Below are 18,714 nucleotides of genomic sequence, written 5' to 3'. Positions count from 1 at the left end.
CGGCGGCGCAATCCCGCCGCCTTTTTTCTGGCGGACGCTCGTTGCGACCCCTTGCGCGCGGCCAGCGGCAGGCGCGCATGGAGGCGGAGGCCGAATTTTCGCGTCGCTATTTGGCTGCGGGTGCAGGCGGGCCGTTGCGCACATAGTTCTCGATTGCCGAAGCGAAAGTGGGAGAACCCGCCTTGCGCTGCTTGTCTATGTAGCCGGCAAAATAGCTCCAGAAAGAGACGGCATAGTCACGGAAATAAGCATCGGTCACTTTGCGCGAACACAAATCGCCGTCGATGCAGAAGGACAGCCGGTTGAGGAAATAGACGATGCGATCGAAATTCTCGCTGAAATCGGCGAGCGGCATGTCGCCGCCGGAGGCAGTCATCGCCTCGATGCCGATGCGTTGCCGGAACACCTGCTCCTCGGTCGGCGATGGGTTGGCGCTGAGCAGATTGTCATATTTGGCGTTGAGGCCCGTCAGACGATCTTTCAGCGCACGCTGCGCCTGCTGGTAGTCCTTGTTTTCCCAGAGCTCGACAAGCGACATGGTCTGCTCGACGCGCTTCTGCTCCTGGTTGGCCAGGAACTGGTAGACCGAGAACATCAGGGTGAAGATGATGGCGAGGCGCACGGCCATGCCCGACCAGGCATAGACCAGCATGCGCCAGTCGCGGTCGGTGAACGGGTTGCCCTCCTTCTTGATCTCGTGGCTGCTCGGCCATGGGAAACCTTCGGTGGTTTCCTGCAGCGCCGGTTTGCCGGCCGGCGCCTTTGTAGCGGCTGCTGTTTGCCTGGTGTTGCCCGCCGGCTTCTTCATCCGCAGGTGTCCAGTTCGATGGTGGCGGAGGGATCCAATACGATGCCTGGCGCCTCCAGCTTCTTTTTCAGGCATTCCAGCTGCAGGCGCGAAATCATGAACTGGACATCAGGCTCCGCCGCACCCTTGTTCGGTGACGGCAAGGCTTCGACGACGCCGCGCGAGGCGCAGTTGCTGAGATCGACGACAACCGCGTCGCTGCCGCTTTTGGCGAACTGGTCGTACTGATCGAGAAAACACGTCGCCAGTTCCGAGTTGGTGACGATCTGCTTGACGCACAGGCCGCAGGCATCGTCCGCCGAAGCGTTGGCGATCAGCAGCAGGCCGCCGGCAAGGCCGGCTACCGTTCCACGCCAGGAAAACACAGAATTCTTCACAATCGATCCTATCCGTTTCATCCGCGTCATGCGTCAGCGGCCGGGAATGTTCTCATATCGCGCCGATCGCGCAAGAGCCGCCGCAGAGCCCTGCGCGCCGGCATCCGCTCAGGCGCGCGGCACCGTCTCCATCGGGAAGATCATCACCGCGCCCTTCGGGCCGCTCTTGTCGGCAAGCCGCATCACCGAGCGGGTTGCCGGCGCCATGCCGAGATCGGTCAGCATGTCGGAGAAGCCGGCAGAGCCCATTCCGCGTGTCGCCGAGGCGACGCCGTCCTGTGCCAGAAAGCTCAGATCCTGCTTCTCGCTCTCCGGCGGCGCCTCGGTCAAAACCGCGATCATCCGTTCCATGCCGAAGCTGGTATCGGTGAAGGCCAGCAGCCCCTCCTCGAGCGTGGCTTGCGGGGCGAGACGCTCGGCAACGATATGGGTGATCGAATAGTCGCTGCCGACATAGAGGACGTTGATGTCGACCAGAAGGTCCGAGCTGTTCTTGGCCAGCACATGCACTTCGTCGCCCGGCGAGACGCGCGGCACCACCGAGGCCTGCAGCGGTTCGAGGCCGTCCTTGTCGCGGCGTTTGACCTGGAACTGGACGTCGACGTCCTCGGGCTTGTAGTCTGAGGCCGCCGCCAGCCGCGAAAGCCCGGTGGCACGGAAGATGGTGCGCAGGTTCCTGGTCGTTGCATCGATCAGCTTCTGGCGGTCGTGAATGATGATCAGCGGCGGTTTGCCGCCGTCCTTCAGGCTCACGTCGCCCGACGCCGGCAGGAACCACAGCGCCGGCTTGTCTGTCGCATCCTTGGCGGCGCCGGGAACAGCATTCTCGCGCATCACCGCAAAGCGGAGGTCGGCGCTCTTGCCGGGTTCGACCAGCTCGATGTTGAAGCCGGTCTCCCTGGCTGTGGCCAGTTCGTCGAGAACCGCATTGACCAGAGCGGCTTCCTTCTCAAGTCCTTTGGCTATGGCCGGCCGCGCCAAGACGAGCTTGTAGTCGACGGCGATCTCCGCCACCCGCGCATAGGCATTGGCGGGAATGTCGACGACTTTGAGCGCCGGCTTCTTGTCGAACTCGACCGGCTTGACGCGGCTTTCCAGGTTTTTTGCCGACTGCACTTCCAAAAATCCGACAGCGTCGGACAGCGGCGATAGCGCCGACGGCAGGATGGCGAGCTTGCTGCCGGGGGTGAGGCGGTGCAGCAGGCCGGCGCCGATCGTCGCTTCGCCGTCCTTGATGACGACAGGCCACTGCATGACCGCGTCCGTCTTGTCGGTGCCGAACACCCGCGCATCCAGTTCGCCCTCGAACAGCGGTGTCGGCCGGGTGCGGCTGTCGGCCGAATATTGCTGCAGCACGGCCTGGCCGAGCTGGCGATAGGTGACGTTGGGATTCTCGGCCAGTTTCGACAGGATGGTGAAGGTGAACAGGCCGAACCGCGGCGCATCCGCGATGCCCTTGGGCAGCGGCATTTCCGGTGTCGTCTCCACCGTCTGCGCGGCATAGAAGGCGACCAGTTTGCCCTTGGTGATCGGTTCGCCACCGGTCGGCGTCAGGGTGAAGGCGGGCTTGCGCGTGCTATTGTCGTCGACGCCGCGCGAGCCGGCGGCCGAAATCACCTCGTCATAGGCCTTGATCGCGGCAGCCCGCTCGGCCTCGTTGCCGCCGACCAGGTCGGCGAACTCGACCTTGCGCTCCAACTCGTCATCGACCTCAACGGCGCGTGTCGCGGTGCCGGAATGGCAGCAGTCGAAGACAACCCAGACGAAAGCACCCTTGTCGCGGATGGCGTCGAGTGCCGCGCCGATCTCGTTGTCGATCAGCGCATTGGGCACGCCGGCATCGCGGTTGATCCATTTTCCGATATCGACGGGCAGGAAGATCTCGTCGAGCCCGTCGGTTTCGTCGCCCTTGACCATCTGCGGCTGCTGGGCGCCGTGACCGGACAGATGCAGATAAACGAGATCGTCGCGCTGAGCCTTGGCGGCAAGGTCGGCCAATGCGGCCTTGATGGCCGCATGGGTCGGCAGGCCACTGGCGCCGGGGACATCCTTGGCGAGCAGCGTGACGTTCTCCGGCGCGAAGCGCACCGGGTCGGGCACGTTCTTCAGGAGATAGTCGCGGACGAGGGCTGCATCGTTCTTCGGCCCGACCAGCCAGTTCCTTTGCGGCAGGTTGGGATATTCGGTGCAGGCGATCAGCAGCGCATGGTAGGTGCGCGATGCGGCCATGGTCCGGAACGACACCATGCCGGCCATGGTCAAAGCGGACGTGGCGACCAGCAGCGTCCGCCGCGTCAATTTGCTCATGATTGCTTCCCCAAGCCCGACCGAATTTCCAAGCGCGGCAATCCTCGCTGAAGATATTGTCAGTATTTTGAACGTTACATCGCAGAGCAACCCGCCTGTTGCCCCGCTCCGATCGATGTTCTCGACCGCCTTGCGGGCAGAATGCTGGAAACAGTAGCAAAAATGCCTGTTCGTCGCTATCTGGATGGGTACATGGATAGTTTGTGCGCGGCGCAAGCGACGCAAGGCGAGTTGGAAACAGGATCATGGCGGCAAGGGATGTGCTGACGAAGAACCAGCTGTGCGTGCTCGAGAAACTCGAGACCGCCAGCGGACCGCTCAGTGCCTATACCTTGCTCGACCAACTGCGCGAGCGCGGTTTTCGCGCGCCTCTGCAGGTCTATCGAGCGCTCGACACGCTGGTGAAGTCAGGTTTCGTGCATCGGCTCGAAAGCATCAATTCTTTCGTCGCGTGCGCCGAGCCGCACGACCACAGCCATTCGATGACTGCCTTCGCCATTTGCGACACATGCGGGCAGGTCACCGAAATGTCCGACCACGATGTCGGCCACCGGTTGGACGAATGGGTGCGCTCCACCGGCTTCGCCGCCAAGAAGGCGGTGATCGAGTTTCGCGGGACGTGTGCCAAGTGCCTGGCCGAAGCAGCTTAGGATCAGGCCAGCCAATCTATTGATGTTGGAGGGGCAGCACCCCATAGGCGCTAACTTAGGTGTGGACTGGTGGAATCGGGATGTGATTCCTGGGCCAGATGCGAACGAATGATTCGATCGAAACCGACTGGCAGGCTCTGATATCGAGGCTGTCGCAATCGCTTGACCTTGATGCGACGGCGCGGGCGACGGGAGCGCTGATGCGTCGTCGCAATGTTGCGGACGCAGCGACATTACTGCGCTTGGCGTTGGCCTATGGCCCCGGTGGGATGAGCCTGCGCACGGCTGCCGCCTGGGCCGGGGTGAACGAGATTGCGAGCCTTTCCGACGTTGCTCTTTTGAAGCGCTTGCGCGCCGCCGCCGATTGGCTCGGCGACATTGCAGGCGCCTTGCTCCAAAACGCTTGCGCCAAAAGCGCCGCGCCGACGGGGCGCCGGCTGCGCGTTGTCGATGGCAGTTCGATCTCGCATCCCGGCAGTGCCGGCACGGACTGGCGGCTGCATGCCACCTACGAACCCGCGCTCGCGCGCTTCACGCATCTGGAGATCAGCGACGCGCGCGGTGGTGAAAGCTTCTTGCGTGCTCCGCTGCGCCAAGGCGACATTGTTGTTGGCGATCGCGCCTACGCCCGCGCCCCGTCCCTTGAAAAGGTGGTGTCGGCGGGTGCCGACTTCATCGTGCGCACGGGCTGGACCAGTGTTCGGCTGACCACGCCCGACGGGCAACGGGTCGACTGGAACGCCATCTATGAGCCCATGCAGCCTGATGAGGTTTGCGAGATGAACGTGCTCGTGGAGCATTCACGCAAAGGTCAAGACGGGCCGCCCTTGCGGGCAAGGCTCATCGTCAAGCGCAAGGATGAGAAGGCCACGCAAAAGGCCCAGAAGGTGGCAAAGCGGGGCAATCAGCGCCGCTGCAGCAACAGGCTGCAGCCGATGACCCTCATTGCCGCGGGCTTCGTCATGCTGCTGACCTCGGTCCCGGCCGATGAATTGACGGCCGACGAGGTGCTGCGAACCTATCGGCTGCGCTGGCAGGTCGAACTCGCCTTCAAGCGGCTCAAGAGCGGAATGGGCATCCACAAGCTTCCCGCGCGAGACGAGCGGCTCGCCCGAAGCTGGCTGACGGCCCACCTGATCCTGGCGCTGATAATCGACGAGGCCGTCACAGACGTTCTCGACTCTTCCCCCTGTGAAGGCGAAACCACGCAGGGCGCAATCGCTGTCCCTTTGGAGGCTGCATAGCCTCCTGCGTCCTGCGATCCTCAACGCCATGCTGAGGGTAATACGGCAGGGAGAAATCGTCACGCGCTTCACCGAAATCATTCGCCACGTCTGCGATCCGCCCAGACGGCGCAAAAGCCAATCCGCAGCAGCAAGGATCGCCGTCATAGCGTAAAGTTAGCGCCTATGGGGCAGCACCCCCCCTCTGTCCTGCCGGACATCTCCCCCGCAAGGGGAGATTGGCAGCTTCGGCGCTCCGCTCATTCCTGCAACGTTGGCGATTGGCGAAACCAGAAGTGACATCCGATCTCCCCCTTTGCGGGGGAGATGCCCGGCAGGGCAGAGGGGGGTGTGAAGGAACGCGATCTAGCCGGCCTGGGCGCACCCCACATCAGCCGCTAGTGCGCCTCGTCCCAATTGTTCGCCGCCCGCGCGTCGACATGCAGCGGCACCGACATCGATACCGCCGGCATCGCCGCGTTCTCCATGACGTGACGCACGACCGGGATCGTTGCCTCGACTTCCGCCTCGACCGTCTCGAAAATCAGTTCGTCATGCACCTGCAGCAGCATGCGTGCGGAAAGCCCTGCTTTTTCCAGCGCCTCCTCCATGCGGATCATGGCACGGCGAATGATGTCGGCGGCGGTGCCTTGCAGGCGGGCGTTGATCGAGGCGCGTTCGTTGAAGGCGCGGAGCGAGGGGTTGGACGATCTTATGTCGGGGTAATGGATGCGGCGGCCGAAGATCGTTTCAACAAAGCCATGCTCGCGGGCATAGGCCTTGGTCTCCTCGATATAGTCTCGGATGCCGGGGAAGCGCTCGAAATATTTCTTGATGTAGTTGCCGGCCTCCTCGCGCGGGATCGACAGCTGATTGGCGAGACCGAAGGCCGAGATGCCGTAGATGATGCCGAAATTGATCGCCTTGGCGCGGCGGCGGACTTCCGAAGGCATGCCCTCGACCGGCACGTTGAACATCTCCGACGCTGTGATGGCGTGGATATCGGCCCCGTCGGCGAAAGCCTGCCGCAATTGCGGGATCTCGGCGACATGGGCGAGCACCCGCAATTCGATCTGGCTGTAGTCGGCCGAGACCAGCCGATGGCTCTTGTCGGTGATGAAGGCGGTCCTGATCTTGCGGCCTTCGGCGGTGCGCACCGGAATGTTCTGCAGGTTCGGATCGGAGGACGACAGGCGTCCCGTCGTCGTCGCGGCCAGCGCGTAGGAGGTGTGGACGCGCTTGGTGTCGGGGTGGATGAAGCCGGGCAGCGCATCGGTATAGGTCGATTTCAGCTTGGTCAGCTGCCGCCAGTCGACGATCTTGCGCGGCAGTTCGTGACCTTCGGCGGCGAGATCTTCGAGAAGCTGCGCCGAGGTCGACCACTGGCCGGTCTTGGTCTTCGAACCGCCGGGCAGGCCCATGCGCCCGAACAGGATGTCGCCGAGCTGCTTTGGCGAACCGATGTTGATGCGTTCGCCGATGAGCTGGTAGATTTCCTCTTCGAGGCGAGCGGCGCCCTGCGCCAATTCGCCGGAGAGCCGCGACAGGATTTGCCGGTCGACCGAGATGCCGCGCTGTTCCATGCGCGCCAGCACCGGCACCAGAGGCCGCTCCAGCCGCTCATAGACCGACACTAAGCCTTTGGCGGCAAGCCGCGGTTTCAGCACCAGCCAGAGCCGCAGCGTCATATCGGCGTCTTCGGCGGCATGAGCGGTCGCCTTGTCGATGTCGACCTGATCGAAACCGACGGAGCTTTTGCCGGAGCCGGTGACGTCCTTGAGCAGGAGAGGGGTATGACCCAGCCATTTCTCGGCTAGCGAGTCCAGGCCGTGACCATGGGGCGTGCCGGCATCGAGCACGTAGGAGATCAGCATGGTGTCGTCGAACGGTGCGACATCGATGCCGTAGCGGCTCATGATGACAAGATCGTATTTCAGGTTCTGCGCGATCTTGAGAACCGATCTGTCTTCGAGCAGCGGTTTCAGCACGGCCAGCGCCTCGCGAAGCGGTATCTGGTTTTCGAGCGCGCCACCACCGAGCAGGTCGCCATTGCCGCTCATGTGGGCAAAGGGGATATAGGCGGCGCGCCCGGGCGCCGTGGCGATGGCCATGCCGATCAGTTCGGCCTGCATCGGATCAGCCGATGTTGCCCTGACATCGAAGGCGGTGATGCCGGCCTCTCGCGCCTCGGCGACCCAGGCTTTCAGGGCCGAGATATCGCGGATGCAGTGATAGGCCGAAGTGTCGATCTTGCCGGTGGCCGCGCGCTCCAGCCGCAGTGCCGCGAGCAGGGAAGGGGTATCGCCTTGTTTTGACTTCTCCGCCGTCCCGCCGGCTTCGTCCGGTTCAGTGCCGGACGCGTTTCGGGCAACCGGCGGCAACCCGGCCCCGACATCTGGGCCATGAGCATGATCGGCGCGTTCGACGGTGACCGCGACGGCCTGGACGTCGCCGGCCTCGGTGCTGGTCGCTTCCGCCACACGGCGGGTCAGTGACGTGAATTCCATGGTCTTCAAGAAACCGATCAGCTTCGGGCCGTCCGGCGCGTGCAGGACGAAATCCTCCAGTCCCTCGGCGACCGGCACATCGTTCATCAGCGTCACCAGCTGACGCGAAATGCGCGCCTTGTCGGCATTGGCGATGATCGATTCGCGCCGCTTGTCCTGCTTGATCTCGCCGGCCCGGGCCAGCAGCGTGTCGAGGTCACCGAACTGTTCGAGCAGTTGCGCCGCCGTCTTCGGCCCTATGCCGGGCACACCAGGCACATTGTCGACCGAATCGCCGGTCAGTGCCTGCAGATCGACCATCTTTTCCGGCGGCACGCCCCATTTCTCGATCACCTCCGGAATGCCGATCTGGCGGTCCTTCATCGGGTCGTACATGGCGACCGTATCGCCAACCAGCTGCATCAGGTCCTTGTCGGAGGAGATGATGGTGGTATCGCCGCCGGCTTCGCAGGCGAGCCTGGCATAGGTGGCGATCAGATCGTCGGCCTCGTAGCCTTCGATCTCGACGCAGGGCAGGTTGAACGCCCTGGTCGCCTGGCGGATCAGGCCGAATTGCGGGATCAGATCTTCCGGCGGTGCCGAGCGGTTGGCCTTGTATTCGGGGTAGAGGTCATTGCGGAAGGTTTTCGACGAATAGTCGAAAATGACGGCGAAATGCGTCGGCACAATGCCTACATCGGTGTTGCGGGCGTCGAGCATCAGCTTCCACAGCATGTTGCAGAAGCCGGAAACGGCGCCCACCGGCAGGCCGTCGGATTTGCGGGTCAGCGGCGGCAGCGCGTGATAGGCACGGAAGATGTAGCCGGAGCCGTCGACAAGGAAGAGATGATCGCCTTTTTTCATGCCGGCAGGGATAGCGCGGCGCGGCGGCTTGGTCCATGCCAAAGGCAGCCTCAACTATCGGTTCCGGCAACACCCTGACAGATCGTCGTCACCCTGCTCACGCCCATGTTACAAAACTGTAATTTTCGTGCCCTTGAATCGCCACGTTCACAGACCCAAATACATGTCATCGGCAGTTTTCGCCGAGTCCGGAGCAAGGCCCGTCCCCCGCCTATCCCGGACACCTGCGGCAGCCTATCCCCCCTCTCCGGGCTGCCGCATCGTTTCGAGTAGAAGGCCGCCGTGGTTCCCCCTCCACCACGGCGGTCTTTTTTACCTCAGACAGACGTTTGCAGCCCGTGGTCCAACGATCGCGGGCTTTTCGTTTTCCTGTCCTGCCTTTACGGTTCCGGTTCTGAATCGAAAGGCTTCACATATGTCCGCAGTTTCCCCCGTCCTCGACCGTCTCGACAAGAATCTCGACCAGAGCCTCGAGCGCCTGTTCGGCTTGCTCAGAATCAAGTCGATCTCCACCGATCCGGCCTTTGCTGCTGATTGCCGCAAGGCGGCGGAATGGCTGGTGGCCGAACTCAAGCTGATCGGCTTCGACGCCAGCGTTCGCGACACATCAGGCCACCCGATGGTGGTTGCGCACCATGACGGCCCGGCCGGTTCGCCGCATGTGCTGTTTTACGGCCATTATGACGTTCAGCCGGTCGATCCGATCGAATTGTGGGAAAGCGATCCGTTCGCGCCTGCTATCAAGGACGTCGGGCCGGACCACAAGGTGATCACCGGTCGGGGATCGGCCGACGACAAGGGCCAGTTGATGACCTTCGTCGAGGCTTGCCGCGCCTGGAAACAGGTGCACGGCAATCTGCCTTGCCGCATCACCCTCCTGTTCGAGGGCGAAGAGGAATCCGGCTCGCCCTCGTTGAAGCCGTTCCTCGAAGCCAATGCCGACGAACTCAAGGCGGATTTCGCGCTGGTTTGCGATACCGGCATGTGGGATCGCGACACGCCGTCGATCTGCGTGGGGTTGCGCGGGCTGGTCGGTGAGGAGATCACGGTGAAGGCGGCCGATCGCGACCTTCATTCGGGCCTCTATGGTGGTGCCGCCGCCAACCCGATCCGCATCCTGGCCAAGGTGCTGGCCGATATCCACGACAAGGACGGCCACATCACCATTCCCGGCTTCTATGACGGCGTCGAGGAAACACCGTCGCAGATCCTGAAGTCATGGGAGACGCTCGGCGAGACCGCCGAGACGTTCCTGGGACCGGTCGGCCTGTCGATCCCGTCGGGCGAAAAGGGCCGCTCGGTGCTGGAACTCACCTGGGCGCGGCCGACGGCCGAGTTCAACGGCATCATCGGCGGCTACACCGGCAAGGGCTTCAAGACGGTGATCGCGGCGGAAGCCTCGGCGAAGGTGTCGTTTCGCCTCGTGCACAAGCAGGATCCCAAGAAAATTCGCGCTGCGTTCCAGAAATTCGTCAAGGAGCGAATTCCGGCCGACTGTTCGGTCGAATTCCATCCGCATGGCGGCTCGCCGGCAATCCAGCTTTCCTACGACTCGCCCTTCCTGGCCAAGGCCAAGAATGCGCTGTCCGACGAATGGCCGAAGCCGGCGGTGACGACGGGCAGCGGTGGCTCCATTCCGGTTGTCGGCGATTTCCAGACCTATCTCGGTATGGAATCGCTGCTGGTCGGGTTCGGCCTCGATGACGACCGCATCCACTCGCCCAACGAGAAATACGAGCTCAACTCCTTCCACAAGGGCCAGCGCTCTTGGGCGCGGATTCTCGATGCCTTGACGCGCTGAGCGGCGGAACCCTGTTTTCCTGTTGATTTTTCAGCGGATCGCGGCGAGGACGGGCCACAAGACAAAGCGCTGCAGCGTCCCTTGCGGGTCAGGGGACACTGTAGGGCTCGACCGGAGAAGACAATGGCCGATATCCGTTTCCACAAGCATGATCTGCCCGACCTCTCGCACTACAATGTCGGGGCAGTGGCCATCGACACCGAGACACTCGGGCTCAATCCGCATCGTGACCGGCTGTGCGTGGTGCAGATTTCGCCTGGCGACGGCACGGCCGATGTCATCCAGATCGCGCCCGGCCAGAAGAAGGCGCCGAACCTCGTCAGCCTGCTGCGGAACCGCGGCGTAACCAAGCTGTTCCACTACGGACGCTTCGACCTTGCCGTGCTCTACAATGCGTTCGGCGTCATGCCCGAGCCGGTGTTCTGCACCAAGATCGCCTCGCGGCTGACCCGCACCTACACCGACCGCCACGGGCTGAAGGACATCTGCTTCGAGCTTCTTGGCGTCGGCCTCTCCAAGGCGCAGCAATCGTCGGACTGGGCGGCCGAGACGCTGTCGCCCGAACAGCTCGAATATGCAGCTTCCGATGTGCTCTATCTGCACCGGTTGCGCGATGTGCTTGCCGGACGGCTGGCGCGCGATGGGCGGATCAAGGAAGCCGATGCCTGCTTCCGCTTCCTGCCGACGCGTGCCAAGCTTGACCTGATGGGCTGGGACGAAGAGGATATCTTCGCCCATAGCTGACGGTCGTCGGCGCGCTCCGCGGCCGGTGAGCGTTTGGAACCGGATGCAGGCCGCCGCGTTCTGTCGGCTCAGTTTGTCGGTGCAATTGGGGGCTGATGACATGGCGGACAGAAAGCCGATTGCGACCGCACCGACAGATGGCTCCAAGGTCTCCGTGACCTGGAAGGACAGCGACGGCGTCATCAACGAATCCATCGCGCAATATCGCGACGACGGCTGGTGGGTCTATATCGACAGTCACACGCAAAAGAAGGTCGAGCCGACCAGTTGGCGCCCTGCCGCAAGCGACGATGACGATCAATGATGGCGCCGCTGGTGAGGCCGGCCGCTTTCGAATAGCCTGAAGCTGTTGATATCGAGGCCGATTCGGAGCTTTCCGTTCCGCCGTCGTCCTCTTGCTCGGAGGAACTCTCTATGGGTGTCGAAAGCCTGCTCGTCTTCATCATCATCGGTGCCATCGCCGGCTGGCTCGCCGGTCTTATCGTTTCCGGCTTCGGCTTCGGTCTGATCGGCAACATCATTGTCGGTATCGTCGGCGCGTTCATCGCTGGCTGGCTGTTCCCGAGGATCGGATTTTCCATCGGCGGCGGCACTCTCGCCGCGATCATCCATGCCACAATCGGCGCCATCATCCTGCTGGTGCTGGTCAAGGTCCTGAAACGAGCCTGAGGCTCGACAACGCAAAGAGCGCGCCATGAAACAGAATACGCTCTATCTCGTCATTGGCGCGCTCGTCGTCGTGGTCATTGCGCTCGGCATCTACGTCTATCGCGAGCAGACCAAACCCAAAGGCGTCGAACTCAAGATCGACGACAAGGGCATTTCGATCCAGCAGAACTAAGCCATGCGGGAGCGCGACATGGTTGCTTCTGACGCCCCGGAAGGCGTCGATCAGCCTGGGATTACCGTGGCGGAATGGGAGAGGCTGAACAGGCCGCCGAGGCGTGAGGCGCTGCTGCGCTATCATTGGCGGGTGTTTCGCTTTCTGAGGACATCCGCGCCGGTCAGCGAATTGCAGGGGCAAGAGCAGGTATTCCGTGATGCGGTCGTCGCCACCGTGGCCTTCAACCGGCCCGACGTGATCGAATGGCAGATCCACCTGGTGCGCCGATACCTTGCCGAGCACGAGAGCTACATCGTCTTCGACAACAGCAAGAAGGACGAGGCGAGGAAAGCGATCCGCGATCTCTGCCGTCGCCAGCATGTCCCCTATGTCGCATTGCCGAAGAACAGGCTGGTCGTCAGCAGATCGCACGGTCAAGCGCTCAACTGGATCGTGCGGAATTTCTTGCCTGGGTTCGGGCCGAAGCTTTTCGGCTTCATCGATCATGACATCTTTCCAACTGAACCATTTTCGATCCGCGACCGGATGAAGGGCAAGAGCCTCTACGGCAGCGTGCGGCGCGATACGCCGACACCAGGCGGCTGGTTCTTGTGGCCCGGCTTCTGTTTTTTCGATGGAAGCCTGTTGCGGCGGCGGCTGGATTTCGCCCCGAGCTACAAGTTCCATATGGATTCCGGCGGCGGCAACTGGCCGGTGCTCTACAGGTCGATCGACCCGGCGATGGTTCGGTTCGCTGAAAACAAATCGCTTCGCTTCGGCGCTGGACATGATCAATCCGAGGATTTTTTCATGGTGGTCGATGGCTGGCTGCACGTGACGAACGCCTCGAACTGGAGGCGACAGCCGGCTGACAGGGGCGAACACATTCTCGGGCTGTTGCGGCAAGCCGGCGGTCCCGACCAGCCGGATGTGAAGTTCGAGCCTATCTGAACGAGACATCGAACAGCGTGGTGGCAGTGGCCTGCAAAGAGCAGACGCTGGCCTTTTCGCTGCCCAACGCCAAGGCCGGCATTCGGACACGACTTAACCCGCCCTTAAATCGCCGCATCTACTCTTCAACCCGAACGCCATAGGCATCGGGGATATCAAGCACAGCGCATGGCGAACCGCAGGGACAGTCGCATCGAACCCAGTTTCGAGGGGCCGCCGCAGGCGCGGTCCTCGGCGGGTCTTTCGGTGAACGAGGAGGATCGCGTCGTGCCGAGCAATCGCAAAGCCTCCGCAAAACGCAAGCCGGCCAAAGGGAAATCGTCGCGGGCCAAGCGCGGCAGAAGCCGGCGCGGCCTGTTCGGTGTGCTCGGCCGGCTGTTCTACTGGTGCTTCGTGCTGGCCATCTGGGGCGGCATCGGCGTGGCCGGCATCGTCGTCTACTATGGCGCCAAGATGCCGGCGGCGACGACCTGGTCGATTCCCGACCGCGCCCCCAACATCAAGATCGTCTCTGCTGACGGCCAATTGCTCGCCAATCGCGGCATGAGCGGCGGCGAGGCCGTCGGCCTGCATGAAATGTCGCCCTATATCCCGGAAGCCGTCATCGCCATCGAAGATCGGCGCTTCTACTCGCATTTCGGCATCGACCCGATCGGGCTTTCTCGCGCCATGGTCACCAATGTGCTTGGCGGGCATTTCTCGCAGGGTGGCTCGACGCTGACCCAGCAATTGGCCAAGAACCTGTTCCTGACGCCGGACCGCACGCTGGAGCGCAAGGTGCAGGAGGTGCTGCTGGCGCTGTGGCTGGAGCACAAGCACACCAAGGACCAGATTCTCGAAATGTACCTCAACCGGGTCTATTTCGGTTCCGGCGCCTATGGCGTCGAGGCCGCCTCGCGCCGCTATTTCGGCAAGAGCGCGCGTGACGTCACCCTGTCGGAAGCCGCATTGCTTGCCGGCCTGTTGAAGGCGCCGTCGCGGCTGTCGCCGGCACGCGATCCGAAGGCCGCCGAGGAACGTTCGCAACTGGTGCTTGCCGCCATGCGCGACGAGGGAAAGATCAGCGCCAAGGAACTGACCTCGGCAATGAGCGCGCCGGCAACGCGTGCGCCGTCCTACTGGACCGGCTCGGAGAATTACGTCGCCGACACCATCATGGAAGAATTGCCCGACCTGATCGGCGACGTGCGCGGCGACATCGTCATCGACAGCACCGTCGACCTGAACCTGCAAAAGCTTGCCGAACAGTCGATCCGCAGACTGATCGACGAGAGCGGCAAGAAGCTCAACGTCACACAGGGCGCGCTGGTGTCGATCGACGATTCCGGTGCGGTGCGTGCCATGGTCGGCGGCTACGACTATTCGACGAGCCAGTTCGACCGTGCTTCGGAGGCACGTCGCCAGCCGGGCTCGGCGTTCAAGCCGTTCGTCTATATGGCCGCGCTCGAGGCCGGTCGCACGCCCGACAGCATCCGCAACGATGCGCCGATCAAGATCGGCAATTGGACGCCCGACAATTACGGCGGCAAGTATTTCGGCAAGGTGACGCTGGCCACCGCGCTGGCCAAGTCGCTGAACTCGGTGGCGGCGCAACTGACCATGGAGGTCGGGCCGAACGCGGTCGTCGAGGCGGCGCACCGCATGGGCATCCAGTCCGATCTGCAGTCCAACACCTCGATCGCGCTCGGCACTTCGGAAGTGACGCCGCTGGAGCTGACCTCGGCCTATGTCCCCTTTGCCAATGGCGGCTACAAGCCGGACATCCATTTCATCCGGCGCGTGACGACCACCGAGGGCAAGGTGCTTTACGACAGCGGCGGCGGCAGCGCGCCGCGCGTCGTCAAGCCTGAGATCGTGGGCATGATGAACTCGATGATGACGGGCACGGTTGAGATCGGCACTGCCCGGAAAGCGGCTTTCGCCTGGCCATCGGCCGGCAAGACCGGCACCAGTCAGAATTCGCGCGACGCCTGGTTCGTCGGCTACACCGCCAACCTCACCACCGGTGTGTGGTTCGGCAATGACGATGGCAGCCCGATGAAGAAGGTCACCGGCGGCGCACTGCCGGCGCAGGCCTGGCACGAGTTCATGGTTGCGGCCCACGAGGGTGTGCCGGTGCGGCCGCTGCCCGGCACCTGGAAATCGACGCCGGCCGACACAATCGTCCCCGACGAGATACCCTCGGCGAACAACACGGCGCCGGTTCCGTCAACGTCGGTCGGCCAGCAGGCTCCGGCGCGGCCAGCAGCGCCGGTTGCCCAAGCGCCGTCCCGCGCGGCCCGTCCCGCCCAAACCGTCGATGCCGATGGCCTTTCCATGCCAGAGGATGACGGCGCCACCGCATCGATCAAGCACCCGGTGCCGCCAGGCGACGTCGGCGGTCCGCGCAAAAAGCGGCAGACCTCGATCCTCGACCTCCTTGGCGGCTGATCCGATCCGCTAATTCCGTGGTTTGGCGTTGCCCAATTTCTTGCTGTCAAAGGTCAGTTTGTCGCTGTGAATCTTGCCATCGCGGACGGTGAGGTGCTTGGCGCAGGAAAGCGCGCCGGACGACCTTGTCATCAAGTCATACATCAGCAGCGCCTGGTGATCGCCGCCGAAAGCAGCGATCATGCGCACACCGGTCACATCCTGCGAAAGTTTGGTCAGGCCCTCGAGATAGGGTTTCTTGCCGGTCGATTGCTGCATCGGCCCATCAAAGACGACATCGTCGGCGACCAAGGATGCTGCCTTTTCGAGGTCGTGGCCTGTCCACGCCTTGGTGAAGGCCGTGGCGATGTCGAGGGGTGCTGTCTGTGTCATGGCTCTGTCCGATTGATTTGATGTGAAACCCCGCACCCTTGTCCTGCACTCCCGAACCAACGGCGAGTTGGCTTCCCGGTTCCTCCTTCGACGTGAATGGTGACATTTCGGCCTCTCGCCACCTCGGCGGCGTTCGGCTACATCTGCCGGCCGGAGACCTTGAAATGACTGAACTCGACACCAGAAAGACCATCGTGCTGACCGGCGCCAGCCGCGGCATTGGCCACGCCACCGTCAAGCGTTTTTCGCGCGAGGGCTGGCGCGTCATCACCTGCTCCAGGCAGGCTTTCGCCGAGGATTGCCCGTGGCCGGCCGGGCCGGAAGACCACATCAAGGTCGATCTCGCCGATCAGGAGGATGTCGGCATTGCCGTCTCCGAAATCCGCCACCGGCTGGAAGCGCATGGCGGCCAGTTGCATGCACTGGTCAACAATGCCGGCATTTCGCCGAAGCTCAAGGACGGCAACAGCCGCATGGATTCAATCGACACGCCGATGCATGTCTGGCGCGACGTGTTCCAGGTCAATTTCTTCGCGCCGATCATGCTGGCGCGCGGCCTGTTCAAGGAACTGGCGGCGGCCAAGGGCTCGATCGTCAACGTAACCTCGATCGCCGGAACCCGCGTGCATCCCTTCGCCGGCACGGCCTACGCCACATCGAAAGCGGCACTCGGCTCGCTGACGCGCGAGATGGCACATGATTTCGGCCCGCACGGCATCCGCGTCAATGCCATTGCGCCCGGCGAGATCGACACCGCGATCCTGTCGCCGGGCACTGACAAGATCGTCGGGACCATCCCGCTCAGGCGCCTTGGCACCACGGCGGAAGTCGCCGACATCATCTTCTTCCTGTGCTCGCAGCAGGCGTCCTACGTGACCGGCTCGGAAATCCACATCAATGGCGGCCAGCACGTGTGACAAAACAGGATGCTCATCCTGTTATGGTGAGAACGGCCTTGCCGCTGAAGCTGCGCTGTCGCAGTGCGTTCAGCGCTTGGGCGCTGTCTGTCCACGGCACGGTCAAGGCCACGCGCGTTTCGAGCCGGCCGGCTGCGACCAGAGCGAGCAGCGAGGCGATGTCCTCGCCAATGCCTGGACCAGACGTGTAGTACGCGAAAGTCTGAAGCCTCGCTCCTTCATGATCCGGAACGAACTGGCGGAATCCGACGGGCGTCAGTTCGCCGCTGCTCGAACCGAACATGACGATGGTCCCGCTAGGTGCGACGCGCTCGATCGCGTGAGCGAGGCTTTTGCCGCCCACCGACTCCGTGATCAGCGAGAACGGTCCCTCGGCCAGATCGATCGCTTCGACAACCTGCTCGGCTCCAAGGCCGCGGAGATCCTCGGCGTGCCGGGCGGCGGCGACAGCGGTCACGAATCCGCCCTGATGGCGGGCGAGCTGGATCTGGAAACGACCGACCGCACCGCTTGCGCCGGTGATCAAGACCTGCTGGCCGGCGAGGTCCCCGCCATGGCGTAGAGTCCTCAGCGCCGTCGTACCGGCGACCGGAAGCGTAGCTGCGGAAACGAAGCTGACGTCATCCGGCAGGACGGCGAGACGGTCGGTTGGGACTGCGATGCGTTCGGTCCAACCAGCCTCGTCGACCAACGCGACAACCCGGGCGCCGACGGTTGGCCCGGAACCATCGGCTGCTCTTCGTTCGACAATCCCCGCAATGTCCTGGCCGGGTATCCAACCCTTGGGGCGTATGGCAAGCAGGCGCAGTTCGCCGCGATTCAACGAAGTCGCGTGGACCGAGACAAGTGCTTCATTCGAGGCCGGTTGAGGCTCGGCGACGTCGGCGAGCCTCAACCCGGTCGCGTTTTCGGGAGAGATGACCAGGGCAAGCATGGACGTACCTTGTTGCTGGCTTGTCGGTGCCAGCTTGCGTTGGAAAGCACTGCAAGCTGAGTACCCACGTAGGTAGCGGGCCATACCGCCGGGGGCGCGCAGCGTCACGAGATCAACCCTGCGCGAACCGAAGCCTATCGACTTTCGCGGTTAAAGAATTTAGCTATCGTGGCGTTTCATCGCTAATAACAGTCAACCATGAGACAGCCCCTCAGCTACCCCTGGCTCGATCTCGATGTGGATGACCCAGCCGCGCTGGCGATTGCCGTGCGCGTCGACATCCCCGACACCCGAGCGGAAGTCCCCGCCCATCGGCACCGCAAAGGCCAGCTCGTCTTCGCGCTCGGCGGCGGCGTCACATGCCGCGTTCCAAGCGGTCTATGGATGGTGCCGCCGCATTGCGGGGTGTGGATCCCCGGCGGCATGGAGCACAGCAATGTCGCAACCGCCAACGCCCGGATTTTTTTCGTCTACATAGAGCCGGGAGCCGCCGACCTGCCGGAGCGGTGCTGCACGCTTTCGATCTCGCCACTGCTGCGCGAATTGATCATCGAGCTTTCCGATCGGATGGAGGATGACGGGGCGAGGGGCGAACTCTTGATCAAGATACTGCTCACCGAGTTGCCACGCATGCCTGTCCAGCAGCTACACCTGCCGATCTCATCCGAGCCGCGCTTGAACAGGATCGCCGAAGCGTTGGCGCAAGACCCTGCCGACCGCAGCAAGCTGGCGGACTGGGCCAAGCGCATGGCGCTCAGCGAGAGCAGCCTCGCCCGCCTTGTGGCAAAGGAGACAGGGCTGAGTTTCGGGCGCTGGCGCCAGCAATTGCACTTGATCGTTGCAATTCGGGAACTGGCTTCCGGCAAGAGTGTCCAGCAGGTCTCGGGCGATCTCGGCTATGGTTCCGTTACGGCCTTCATCACCATGTTCAAGAAGGCGCTTGGGAAGCCGCCGGCCAAATACCTCAGTGGTATTGCGCAAAATGGCGGCTCTGCATTCGTGGCGTGATGCTCGCTTGAAAGGCTGG

The 18,714-nt window shown here is 63.0% G+C and carries 17 protein-coding genes; 11 read left to right on the top strand and 6 right to left on the bottom strand.

The genetic code is table 11. The annotated features are described in order from the left end of the window. Positions 1-106 precede the first annotated feature (106 nt). From NKH52_RS03930 to NKH52_RS03920, 3 genes are all read right to left on the bottom strand, one after another. A complete protein-coding gene (locus NKH52_RS03930) occupies positions 107-808 on the bottom strand; it encodes a DUF4760 domain-containing protein (protein WP_352728109.1) in 702 nt (233 codons plus the stop codon). Next, positions 805-1,185 (bottom strand): hypothetical protein, encoded by a 381-nt coding sequence (locus NKH52_RS03925; RefSeq protein WP_352728111.1) that lies wholly within the window; start codon positions 1,183-1,185, stop codon positions 805-807. Before NKH52_RS03925 ends, NKH52_RS03930 begins: the two co-directional genes overlap by 4 nt. Positions 1,186-1,293: 108 nt before the next feature. Then, positions 1,294-3,492 carry a caspase family protein gene (locus tag NKH52_RS03920; protein WP_352728113.1) on the bottom strand — a complete coding sequence of 733 codons (2,199 nt, stop codon included), beginning with the start codon at positions 3,490-3,492 and terminating at the stop codon, positions 1,294-1,296. A gap of 245 nt (positions 3,493-3,737) precedes the next feature. On the opposite strand from NKH52_RS03920, the gene NKH52_RS03915 reads away from it, so the two are divergent. Beyond that, positions 3,738-4,142, top strand: a complete 405-nt coding sequence (locus NKH52_RS03915) for a Fur family transcriptional regulator (protein ID WP_027037743.1) — start codon at positions 3,738-3,740, stop codon at positions 4,140-4,142. 98 nt (positions 4,143-4,240) lie between these two features. Further along, complete coding sequence (locus tag NKH52_RS03910; protein ID WP_352728115.1) at positions 4,241-5,386, top strand: IS4 family transposase; 1,146 nt, start codon at positions 4,241-4,243, stop codon at positions 5,384-5,386. Between the two features lie 377 nt (positions 5,387-5,763). On the opposite strand, the gene polA is transcribed toward NKH52_RS03910, so the two are convergent. Next, positions 5,764-8,715, bottom strand: coding sequence for a DNA polymerase I (polA, locus tag NKH52_RS03905; protein WP_352728349.1), 2,952 nt, complete (start codon positions 8,713-8,715; stop codon positions 5,764-5,766). A gap of 415 nt (positions 8,716-9,130) precedes the next feature. Here polA and NKH52_RS03900 point away from each other — a divergent pair, with 415 nt between their 5' ends. From NKH52_RS03900 to NKH52_RS03870, 7 genes are all read left to right on the top strand, one after another. Then, on the top strand, positions 9,131-10,516 hold the full coding sequence (locus tag NKH52_RS03900; protein ID WP_352728117.1) for a dipeptidase: 1,386 nt from the start codon (positions 9,131-9,133) through the stop codon (positions 10,514-10,516). A gap of 123 nt (positions 10,517-10,639) precedes the next feature. Beyond that, the gene (locus NKH52_RS03895; protein ID WP_031213535.1) at positions 10,640-11,260 is read left to right on the top strand and encodes a ribonuclease D; all 621 of its coding nucleotides are present in this window, start codon (positions 10,640-10,642) and stop codon (positions 11,258-11,260) included. Positions 11,261-11,360: 100 nt separating this feature from the next. Continuing rightward, a complete protein-coding gene (locus NKH52_RS03890; RefSeq protein WP_013529550.1) occupies positions 11,361-11,564 on the top strand; it encodes a hypothetical protein in 204 nt (67 codons plus the stop codon). Positions 11,565-11,674: 110 nt separating this feature from the next. Beyond that, complete coding sequence (locus NKH52_RS03885) at positions 11,675-11,929, top strand: GlsB/YeaQ/YmgE family stress response membrane protein (protein ID WP_013529551.1); 255 nt, start codon at positions 11,675-11,677, stop codon at positions 11,927-11,929. Positions 11,930-11,954: 25 nt separating this feature from the next. Next, the gene (locus tag NKH52_RS03880) at positions 11,955-12,101 is read left to right on the top strand and encodes a hypothetical protein (protein ID WP_013529552.1); all 147 of its coding nucleotides are present in this window, start codon (positions 11,955-11,957) and stop codon (positions 12,099-12,101) included. 18 nt (positions 12,102-12,119) lie between these two features. Continuing rightward, positions 12,120-13,034 carry a hypothetical protein gene (locus tag NKH52_RS03875; protein WP_352728119.1) on the top strand — a complete coding sequence of 305 codons (915 nt, stop codon included), beginning with the start codon at positions 12,120-12,122 and terminating at the stop codon, positions 13,032-13,034. 168 nt (positions 13,035-13,202) lie between these two features. Next, entirely contained in the window at positions 13,203-15,464 is a 2,262-nt protein-coding gene (locus NKH52_RS03870; protein ID WP_352728121.1) for a transglycosylase domain-containing protein, read from the top strand. 9 nt (positions 15,465-15,473) lie between these two features. Here NKH52_RS03870 and NKH52_RS03865 read toward each other — a convergent pair whose 3' ends face one another. Next, entirely contained in the window at positions 15,474-15,836 is a 363-nt protein-coding gene (locus tag NKH52_RS03865) for a nuclear transport factor 2 family protein (RefSeq protein ID WP_352728123.1), read from the bottom strand. Positions 15,837-16,000: 164 nt separating this feature from the next. Here NKH52_RS03865 and NKH52_RS03860 point away from each other — a divergent pair, with 164 nt between their 5' ends. After that, positions 16,001-16,753, top strand: coding sequence for an SDR family NAD(P)-dependent oxidoreductase (locus NKH52_RS03860; RefSeq protein ID WP_352440850.1), 753 nt, complete (start codon positions 16,001-16,003; stop codon positions 16,751-16,753). Between the two features lie 13 nt (positions 16,754-16,766). Here the strand turns inward: NKH52_RS03860 and NKH52_RS03855 are convergent, their stop codons facing one another. Beyond that, entirely contained in the window at positions 16,767-17,687 is a 921-nt protein-coding gene (locus tag NKH52_RS03855) for a zinc-binding dehydrogenase (RefSeq protein WP_352728351.1), read from the bottom strand. A 198-nt stretch (positions 17,688-17,885) separates the two neighbouring features. On the opposite strand from NKH52_RS03855, the gene NKH52_RS03850 reads away from it, so the two are divergent. Next, positions 17,886-18,695 carry an AraC family transcriptional regulator gene (locus NKH52_RS03850; protein ID WP_352728125.1) on the top strand — a complete coding sequence of 270 codons (810 nt, stop codon included), beginning with the start codon at positions 17,886-17,888 and terminating at the stop codon, positions 18,693-18,695. Positions 18,696-18,714 lie beyond the last annotated feature (19 nt).

It is taken from the genome of Mesorhizobium sp. M1066 (assembly GCF_040318635.1).
Lineage (GTDB): Bacteria > Pseudomonadota > Alphaproteobacteria > Rhizobiales > Rhizobiaceae > Mesorhizobium.
This window is presented reverse-complemented; position numbering and strand designations above follow the sequence as displayed.

Excerpts from the sequence above, each read along its gene's own strand:
- NKH52_RS03930 (WP_352728109.1), bottom strand. The coding sequence starts at position 808 with ATGAAGAAGCCGGCGGGCAACACCAGGCAAACAGCAGCCGCTACAAAG.
- NKH52_RS03920 (WP_352728113.1), bottom strand. The coding sequence starts at position 3,492 with ATGAGCAAATTGACGCGGCGGACGCTGCTGGTCGCCACGTCCGCTTTG.
- NKH52_RS03915 (WP_027037743.1), top strand. The coding sequence starts at position 3,738 with ATGGCGGCAAGGGATGTGCTGACGAAGAACCAGCTGTGCGTGCTCGAG.
- NKH52_RS03910 (WP_352728115.1), top strand. The coding sequence starts at position 4,241 with ATGCGAACGAATGATTCGATCGAAACCGACTGGCAGGCTCTGATATCG.
- polA (WP_352728349.1), bottom strand. The coding sequence starts at position 8,715 with ATGAAAAAAGGCGATCATCTCTTCCTTGTCGACGGCTCCGGCTACATC.
- NKH52_RS03900 (WP_352728117.1), top strand. The coding sequence starts at position 9,131 with ATGTCCGCAGTTTCCCCCGTCCTCGACCGTCTCGACAAGAATCTCGAC.
- NKH52_RS03895 (WP_031213535.1), top strand. The coding sequence starts at position 10,640 with ATGGCCGATATCCGTTTCCACAAGCATGATCTGCCCGACCTCTCGCAC.
- NKH52_RS03890 (WP_013529550.1), top strand. The coding sequence starts at position 11,361 with ATGGCGGACAGAAAGCCGATTGCGACCGCACCGACAGATGGCTCCAAG.
- NKH52_RS03885 (WP_013529551.1), top strand. The coding sequence starts at position 11,675 with ATGGGTGTCGAAAGCCTGCTCGTCTTCATCATCATCGGTGCCATCGCC.
- NKH52_RS03880 (WP_013529552.1), top strand. The coding sequence starts at position 11,955 with ATGAAACAGAATACGCTCTATCTCGTCATTGGCGCGCTCGTCGTCGTG.
- NKH52_RS03875 (WP_352728119.1), top strand. The coding sequence starts at position 12,120 with ATGGTTGCTTCTGACGCCCCGGAAGGCGTCGATCAGCCTGGGATTACC.
- NKH52_RS03870 (WP_352728121.1), top strand. The coding sequence starts at position 13,203 with ATGGCGAACCGCAGGGACAGTCGCATCGAACCCAGTTTCGAGGGGCCG.
- NKH52_RS03865 (WP_352728123.1), bottom strand. The coding sequence starts at position 15,836 with ATGACACAGACAGCACCCCTCGACATCGCCACGGCCTTCACCAAGGCG.
- NKH52_RS03860 (WP_352440850.1), top strand. The coding sequence starts at position 16,001 with ATGACTGAACTCGACACCAGAAAGACCATCGTGCTGACCGGCGCCAGC.
- NKH52_RS03855 (WP_352728351.1), bottom strand. The coding sequence starts at position 17,687 with ATGCTTGCCCTGGTCATCTCTCCCGAAAACGCGACCGGGTTGAGGCTC.
- NKH52_RS03850 (WP_352728125.1), top strand. The coding sequence starts at position 17,886 with ATGAGACAGCCCCTCAGCTACCCCTGGCTCGATCTCGATGTGGATGAC.